The following is a 7,993-nucleotide window of genomic DNA, read 5'->3' as shown; positions in this document are numbered from 1 at the left end:
TGGGGCGTGGCGGCAGAGGCGTATCTGGCGATGTACCGCGCAGCACTCGGCCACTGAACCACCTTCCAAGAACCAACACGACCCGACCCATACAGAAAGCGACGGATGCCATGGACCTGACCCAGTTCGAGCACCAGTACGACCACCTGGCCACCGACGTGGCCGCCTTCAAGCGGCTGATTGCCAACAAGCTGATCTACCAGGTCGGCAAGGACCCGATCTCGGCCCGGCCCGAGGACTGGATGCATGCCGCGGCCTACGCGGTGCGCGACCACCTGGTCGGCCGCTGGATGCAGACCACGCGGGCCCAGTACGCGCAGGACGTCAAGCGCGTCTACTACTTCTCGATGGAGTTCCTGATCGGCCGCACCTTCGGCAACGCGGTGCTGGCGCTCGAACTGATGCCCACGCTGCGCCAGGCGCTCAAGGAGTTCGACTGCGACGTGGAGGCGCTGTTCGAGCTGGAGCCCGATGCAGCCCTGGGCAACGGCGGCCTGGGCCGGCTGGCCGCCTGTTTCCTCGACTCCATGGCCACGCTGGGCGTGCCTGGCTTTGGCTACGGCATCCGCTACGACTACGGCATGTTCCGCCAGACCATCCAGGGTGGCCGCCAGGTCGAGGCACCGGACTACTGGCTCACCCATGGCAACCCGTGGGAGTTCCCGCGGCCCGAGGTGGTCTACCGCGTGCGTTTTGGTGGCCGCATCGAAGAAAGCCCCGCGTCCGGCGGCGGCCCTGCGGCCGTGCGCTGGGTGGGCACCGACGACGTGCTGGCCATGGCCTACGACACCATCATCCCCGGCTACGGCACGCCCGCCACCAACACGCTGCGGCTGTGGAGCGCCAAGGCCACCGAAGAGATGGACCTGAAGGCCTTCAACCAGGGCAACTACTTCGGCGCGGTGGAGACCAAGAACCACAGCGAAAACGTCTCGCGCGTCTTGTACCCGGACGACTCCACCGCCGATGGCCGTGAGCTGCGGCTGCGCCAGGAGTATTTCTTCGTCTCGGCCAGCGTGCAGGACCTGGTGCACCGCTACCTGCGCACCCACAGCGGCTTCGAGAAGCTGCCCGACAAGGTCAGCATCCACCTGAACGACACCCACCCGGTGCTGGCCATTCCCGAGCTGATGCGGGTGCTGATCGACGAGCAGCTGCAGCCCTGGGACACGGCCTGGGCGCTGTGCCGGCGCATCTTCAGCTACACCAACCACACGCTGATGCACGAGGCGCTGGAGACCTGGCCGATCGAGCTGTTCGGCCGCGTGCTGCCGCGCCACCTGCGCATCATCTTCGACATCAACGCCCGCTTCCTGCAGGAACTCACCGAGCAGCACGGCGCCGACGCCGCGCTGATGCGCCGGCTGTCGCTGATCGACGAAGGCGGCGAGCGGCGCGTGCGCATGGCCTACTTGGCGGTGGTCACCAGCCACTCGGTCAACGGTGTCTCGGCGCTGCACTCGGAGCTGATGATCCAGTCGATCTTTGCCGACTTCGCCAAGCTCTGGCCGGAACGCTTCAACAACAAGACCAATGGCATCACGCCGCGCCGCTGGCTGGCGCATGCCAACCCCGGCCTGTCGGCCCTGCTGGACGCCCGCATCGGCCGCGGCTGGCGCCGCCACCTGGACCAGCTCGAAGGCCTGAAGGGCGCGCTGGAACTGCCCGGTTTCCTCGGCGCCTTCCGCCGCGTGAAGCGCCAGAACAAGCAACGCCTGGCCGCGCTGGTGCAGCAGCAGATGGGGCTGGCGCTGAACGTGGACGCGCTGTTCGACGTGCAGGTCAAGCGCATCCACGAATACAAGCGCCAGCTGCTCAACGTGCTGCACGTCATCTCCCGCTACCGCCGCATCCTGGCCCAGCCGGACGCGCAGTGGGTGCCCCGCGTGGTCGTCTTCGCCGGCAAGGCGGCCTCGGCGTACCACATGGCCAAGCTGGTGATCCGCCTGATCAACGACGTGGCCGAGGTGGTCAACAACGACCCACGCACCCAGGGCAAGCTGCAGGTGGTGTTCGTGCCGAACTACAGCGTCAGCCTGGCCGAGATCATCATCCCGGCGGCCGACCTGTCCGAGCAGATCTCCACCGCTGGCACCGAGGCTTCGGGCACCGGCAACATGAAGTTTGCGCTGAACGGTGCACTGACCATCGGCACGCTGGACGGCGCCAACGTCGAGATGCGCGAGCACGTCGGCCCCGAGCACATCTTCATCTTCGGCCACACCACGCCCGAGGTCGCGGCCCTGCGTGCCCGCGGCTACCAGCCGCGCGAGTGGGTGGAGAAGGACCCGGAGCTGGCCGCGGTGCTGGAGCTGCTGCGCAGCGGCGTCTTCAGCCCCGGCGAACCCGCGCGCTACCAGGCCATCATCGACACGCTCGTGAACTGGGGCGACCACTACCTGCTGCTGGCGGACTACCGCAGCTACGTCGACATGCAGGACAAGGTCGATGCGCTCTACCGCAACACCGACGAATGGACCCGCCACGCGGTGCTGAACGTCGCCGGCATGGGCCATTTCTCGTCCGACCGCACCATCGCCGAATACGCCCACGACATCTGGCACAGCACCCCCGTGCAGCTGCCTCAACCGCTGCAGGCCTCCGCCAGCCTGCCGGTCGGCCACTTGGTGCCGCAGCAGCGATAGGGGTGCGGGTCCTGCGCCGCGTCAGCGCGACGGAGGACTGAAACCGCCCGACACAGCTTTTTTGTCCCCGCCTCTCAAGTGAGCGGCGGCATTGGTCGATAGCTGGATAAGCCCTGTGAACACGGGGCAATTCCTGAGGACTCGACCGATGAATGCCGTGTTACGCGCCACGCCGCTGTGGACCCTGATGCTGATGCTTGCCGCCTGTGGCGGAGGCGGAGACAGTTCGACTGGCAGCGAAACCGCGGCGGCAACGTCCGGAAGCACCTCGGGCAGCAATGTCGACAGCAGTGCCGGCGGTGCGGTTGCCGCGGCCGAGGGTGTCAGCGAGATTGCTGCGGCGACCGCCGCTGCCCCCACGCTGGCACAGCGCAAGGCCGCGGCGACCAAGGTGGCCGGCAAGGATGCCAGCTGCACCTCGCTGACCCCGTTCTACTGGGAGATCGGCAACGCGACCGGCAAGCAGGCCAGCGGCACTGGCGGCGCCGTCACCAGCACCAACAAGGCGCCGACGGCGACCACCCTGATGCCGGTGGCTTCGGCTTCGAAATGGGTGTTCGCCAGCACGGTGATCGAGCAGACCGCCGGCAGCCTGTCGGCCAATGACGTGGCCCTGCTCAGCATGCGTGGCGGCTACAACAATTTCGACAGCTGCAGCAACACCGGCACCGTGGCCTCCTGCCTGAAGGAGCCGGGCCGCTTCGGCGGCACCAACGGCGACCACATCGCCGCGCAGGACGGCAAGTTCTCCTACGGCGGCGGCCACATGCAGGTGCTGGGCAATGCCCGCGGCCTGGGCCCGGACAACAACAGCCTGCTGGCCAGCGCCTTGCGCTCGCAGCGCGGCATGTCCAACAGCATGAGCTACATCAACCCGCAGCTGGCGGGCGGCCTGGCCACCACGGCCACCGGCTACGCCAGCTTCCTGCGCCAGATCCTGGACGGCAGCTACGCCAGCACCGCGAAGTCGCTGGGCACGCAGGCCACCTGCACCCACACCAACGGCAGCGATTGCACGACGGCCATCTTCAGCCCGATCAACCAGTCCCGCCCCGGTGGCCCGAACGACATCAGCGACGAGCGCTGGCACTACTCGCTGGGCCACTGGGTGGAAGACGACCCCACGGTCGGCGATGGTGCCTTCAGCAGCCCGGGCCGTTTCGGCTTTTATCCGTGGATTGACAAAAGCAAGGCCTGGTACGGTGTGCTTGCACGCACGGACAGCGTGAATGTCAACAGCACGGACCCGAAAAAGGCGCCGTACAACACCTCCATGCAGTGCGGTCGCAAGATCCGCGCAGCCTGGGTCAAGGGCAGCTGAGGAGCTGATCCGGGCCACGGTCTGGCCTGACAAATATGGGCGCCCGATGGCGGCGCCCGCAAGGGTTTGCGGCAGGCCGAACGCCGCAATTTGTCACATTTCTGGTGGCATGGTTGCTGCATGTTTGTCTTGGACAGCTGTAGAGCAGCCAAGCCATCAGGGGGTGTCGTTGGACAGGGCGCCAGGACAAGTTCGAGAGCGCCCAGGCGATGCCGGGTCGGTAGCGAAAAACTCGCACCGGGCCGCATAGAAAGAGATTGATCAATGACGAAGTTGGGACACCAGGCGGGGCATGCCCGTCTGATGGGCGCGCCTGCGCGTGAAATGCGTCAAACCGACGCGGTGCAGCAGGCGACGATGACCGCCAATCATGGCGGCTTGACGGCCAAGCTGATGGCCAGCCGTTTTGGCTGGAATCTGGTGGCATTTGCGACGCTGTCGCTGTTCGCAGTTGCAGCGGCTCACTCGGCCACCGTGGACGAGCGGGCTGCTGCAGCCGGGATCGTGGCCAGCACCGATCCGGCCTGCACCAGCCTCACGGCTTTCTATTGGGAAATTGGCGATGGCGTCGGCCTCAAGGCCAGCGGCCAGGGCGGCAGTGGTGGCAGCCTGAAGACCATCAATGCGACCACCACCATTCCGGTGGCCTCGGCCTCGAAATGGGTCTTCGCCAGCATGGCGGTGGAGCAGGTGCAGGGCCAGGTGAGCGACGTGATGGCCAAGGCCCTCACGATGAGCGCCGGCTACGTCAACTTCAACGCCTGCTCGACCGCCTCCACGGTGGACAGCTGCCTGTCCGAACCGGGTGCTGCCGGTGGCACCAACGGCGACTACACGTCCAACTATGACGGCTATTTCTACTACGGTGGTGGCCACATGCAGGTGCTGGGTGACGCAATGGGCTACGGCCCTGACACCACCGCCGACCTGACCGCTGCAACCAAGCTGCTGCCCAACACCAAGCGCGGCCTGACCTGGGTCAATCCGCAGCTGGCGGGCGGCCTGGGTGTGTCGGTCAACGGCTACACCCAGTTCCTGCGTAACCTGATCAACGGTTCGTACACCTACATGAACCCGGCGCTGGGCTCGCACGCGGTGTGCACCCACACCAACGGTGACGATTGCCCGACGGCCTACTACAGCCCGATCAACAACGGTCGCCCGGGTGGTGTCAACAACATCAGCGACGAGCATTGGCACTACTCGCTGGGCCACTGGGTCGAGGACGACCCGACGGTTGGCGACGGCGCCTTCAGCAGCCCCGGCAAGTTCGGCTTTTATCCCTGGGTGGACGCGGGCAAGCAGTGGTACGGCGTGATCGCCCGCTACGACATGGCCAACGTCTACAACACCGATCCGCAGAAGCAGCCTTACTACACCTCGGTGCAGTGCGGCCGCAAGATGCGCGCGGCCTGGATCGACCCGACCGGCCAGGGGCTGGTGAGCAAGGCGCTCAAGGCGCAAGCCAAGAAGAGCTGACGCCAAGAGGGCCGGGATCGTGGCCGGGGCCTGTCCCGCGCCATACAATCCCGGCCCTGTTTCATTCCTGTTCGAGCGCCACGTGGACCTCAAGCTTCCCATCAAGATCATCGACGAGTTGGCCGAGTCGGTGATTGAATCAACCGGCGTCCTCGACCTGGCCAGCGGCGAGATCCGCGACGTGAAACTCAGCGAGGACAACGATCCGCCGTATGAAGGCTTCCCGGGCGAGGACGAGGACTATGAGTTCACCTCCGGCATGCTGACCAACGGCAAGAAGGAAGTCGAATTCCGCGTCGAGGTCGACGTGGTCGGTCGCAAATACTCGGTCACGCCGTCTGAACTGCTGGAGCTGAAAGGCCGCGCCGCGCGCCTGTTCTCCGCCGCGCCCAGCGCGCCGCCAGCACCGCCTGCGCCCCCGCCCAAGGGCCGCAGGAAGAGCTGACCGAACCCGGCAGCTGCAAGCCCCGCCACCCTGGGCCGCTGCCACGAAACGTCACACCGACGTTCGTACAATTCGCGCATCCCGCCAGGGCGCCATTTGGAACATCCCAATGGCGCCCTTGTCGTCTTCGGACCTTCTTCTTCGACCGTGAGCGCTGCCATGCCAGTCAACCTGCAAGCCCCGAACCCTCTCGACCTGGCGCCGGTGGCCGGCGTCACGCTGGGCATTGCCGAAGCCGGCGTGCGCAAGGCCAATCGCAAGGACCTGGTCGTCGTGCGGCTGGAAGAGGGCGCGGCAGTGGCCGGCGTGTTCACGCAGAACCGCTTCTGCGCCGCGCCGGTGCAGGTCTGCCGCGAGCACCTGGCACAGCTGGCGGAAGGCAGTGCGATCCGCGCCATCGTGGTGAACACCGGCAATGCCAACGCCGGTACCGGCGCCGACGGCCTGGCCCGCGCCCGCCGCACCTGCGCCAGCCTGGCCACGCTGATGGGTGTCGCGCCCGAACAGGTGCTGCCGTTCTCCACCGGCGTGATCATGGAGACGCTGCCGGTCGAGCGCATCGAAGCCGGCCTGCCGGCTGCGCTGGCCGACCTGCAGCCCAGCCACTGGGGCCGCGCCGCCGAAGGCATCATGACCACCGACACGCTGCCCAAGGCCGCGTCGCGCCAGCTCACGATTGGCGGCAAGACCGTCAACGTGACCGGCATCTCCAAGGGCGCCGGCATGATCCGCCCGAACATGGCGACCATGCTGGGCTTTGTCGCCACCGACGCGGTGATCGCGCCCGAGCTGCTGCAGCCGCTGGTCAAGGCCGCGGCTGACCAGTCCTTCAACCGCGTGACCATCGACGGCGACACTTCGACCAACGACTCCTTCCTGCTGATCGCCACCCAGCGCGCCGGCCACGCCGCCATCACCTCGCTGAGCAGCGAGGAAGGGCAGGCGCTGCAGGCAGCGGTGTTCGAAGTCTCGCGCCTGCTGGCCCAGGCCATCGTGCGCGACGGCGAAGGCGCCACCAAGTTCATCGCGGTGCAGGTCGATGGTGGCCGCAATGAGGCCGAGTGCAAGCTCGCTGCCTACGCCATCGCCCATTCACCGCTGGTCAAGACCGCCTTCTTCGCCAGCGACCCCAACCTCGGCCGCATCCTGGCGGCCGTCGGCTACGCCGGCATCGGCGACCTGGACCAGAGCCTGATCGAGATGTTCCTCGACGACGTTCATGTCGTCACCCAGGGTGGCCGCCACACCGCCTACCGCGAGGAAGACGGCCAGCGCGTGATGAAGCAGAGCGAGATCACGGTGCGCGTGGACCTGAAGCGGGGCCTGGCGACCACCACGGTCTGGACCTGCGACCTGTCACACGACTACGTCAGCATCAACGCGGATTACCGCAGCTGATTGAGTCGGGCAGTCGTTGGACTTTTCAAGGTGAAATCGCGGTTTGCCGATTCACCTTGAAATCAGTCACGCTTGAGCTTGGCGCTCAGTAGGCTGCTGTCGCCGGCGTGTCCATCTCGCCGCGGTATTCCACCTTGCCGCGCAGCTTGGCCCGCGGGTGCACGTCCAGCAGGGCGTCGTAGATAGCGTCGCCGAGCAGGGTCGCGGAGCCGGTGATTTCCAGGGTCTTGCGGGCGATCACGGTGCCGCGCACGATGCCTTCGATCAGCACGTGGTCGGCTTCGATCTGCGTGGCTTCGACGACGCCTGTGGGGCCGACGTGCACGGTGCCGCCTTGCTGCAGCTGGATCGGGCCCTTGAGCGTGCCGTCGATGCGCAGTCCCAGGTCCTTCGTGGTGCTGAAGGTGCCTTCGAAGACGGCGCCTTCGGCGATCAGGCTGGAGATCGCGTTCAGCGGTTCCACCGGCACCAGGCGGGGCGTGAAGCTGGCGGTGTTCGGATTCTGGTCTGCGCCGTTCATGGCTCACTCACTTCTGCAAAGGTCGGGGATTCTGGCCACGGGCATTGTGCCCGCGGGGCTGGTAGAGGCTGCGTCCAAACGAAACCTGGGCGACTTGCCAGACGAGCGAAGGTTTGCTCGCTCAAGGCCAGTGCACTCCGTTCTTCCACCACAGCGTGAGCAGCACCGCAGCCGGCACGAAGCCC

General features: G+C 66.5%; 6 protein-coding genes. 5 read left to right on the top strand and 1 reads right to left on the bottom strand.

From position 1 onward, the window contains the following. The first annotated feature begins 110 nt into the window (after window positions 1–110). The 5 genes from FKP22_RS14710 (at window position 111) to argJ (ending at window position 7,288) form a co-directional block, all read left to right on the top strand. Window positions 111–2,645 (top strand): glycogen/starch/alpha-glucan phosphorylase, encoded by a 2,535-nt coding sequence (locus FKP22_RS14710; RefSeq protein ID WP_141288222.1) that lies wholly within the window; start codon window positions 111–113, stop codon window positions 2,643–2,645. Window positions 2,646–2,793: 148 nt separating this feature from the next. After that, window positions 2,794–3,966 carry a hypothetical protein gene (locus FKP22_RS14705; RefSeq protein ID WP_141288221.1) on the top strand — a complete coding sequence of 391 codons (1,173 nt, stop codon included), beginning with the start codon at window positions 2,794–2,796 and terminating at the stop codon, window positions 3,964–3,966. A gap of 264 nt (window positions 3,967–4,230) precedes the next feature. Continuing rightward, window positions 4,231–5,445, top strand: coding sequence for a hypothetical protein (locus tag FKP22_RS14700; protein WP_141288220.1), 1,215 nt, complete (start codon window positions 4,231–4,233; stop codon window positions 5,443–5,445). Window positions 5,446–5,527: 82 nt separating this feature from the next. Continuing rightward, on the top strand, window positions 5,528–5,890 hold the full coding sequence (locus FKP22_RS14695) for a hypothetical protein (protein ID WP_141288219.1): 363 nt from the start codon (window positions 5,528–5,530) through the stop codon (window positions 5,888–5,890). Window positions 5,891–6,049: 159 nt separating this feature from the next. After that, window positions 6,050–7,288 (top strand): bifunctional glutamate N-acetyltransferase/amino-acid acetyltransferase ArgJ, encoded by a 1,239-nt coding sequence (gene argJ, locus FKP22_RS14690; RefSeq protein ID WP_141288218.1) that lies wholly within the window; start codon window positions 6,050–6,052, stop codon window positions 7,286–7,288. Window positions 7,289–7,373: 85 nt separating this feature from the next. Here the strand turns inward: argJ and FKP22_RS14685 are convergent, their stop codons facing one another. After that, complete coding sequence (locus FKP22_RS14685) at window positions 7,374–7,808, bottom strand: bactofilin family protein (RefSeq protein ID WP_141288217.1); 435 nt, start codon at window positions 7,806–7,808, stop codon at window positions 7,374–7,376. Window positions 7,809–7,993: the final 185 nt, after the last annotated feature.

The organism is Ideonella azotifigens (assembly GCF_006519715.1).
GTDB lineage: Bacteria > Pseudomonadota > Gammaproteobacteria > Burkholderiales > Burkholderiaceae_C > Ideonella > Ideonella azotifigens.
This window is presented reverse-complemented; position numbering and strand designations above follow the sequence as displayed.

Bases quoted from the DNA above. Each gene is read 5' to 3' on its own strand.
- FKP22_RS14710 (WP_141288222.1), top strand. From the start codon at position 111: ATGGACCTGACCCAGTTCGAGCACCAGTACGACCACCTGGCCACCGAC.
- FKP22_RS14705 (WP_141288221.1), top strand. From the start codon at position 2,794: ATGAATGCCGTGTTACGCGCCACGCCGCTGTGGACCCTGATGCTGATG.
- FKP22_RS14700 (WP_141288220.1), top strand. From the start codon at position 4,231: ATGACGAAGTTGGGACACCAGGCGGGGCATGCCCGTCTGATGGGCGCG.
- argJ (WP_141288218.1), top strand. From the start codon at position 6,050: ATGCCAGTCAACCTGCAAGCCCCGAACCCTCTCGACCTGGCGCCGGTG.
- FKP22_RS14685 (WP_141288217.1), bottom strand. From the start codon at position 7,808: ATGAACGGCGCAGACCAGAATCCGAACACCGCCAGCTTCACGCCCCGC.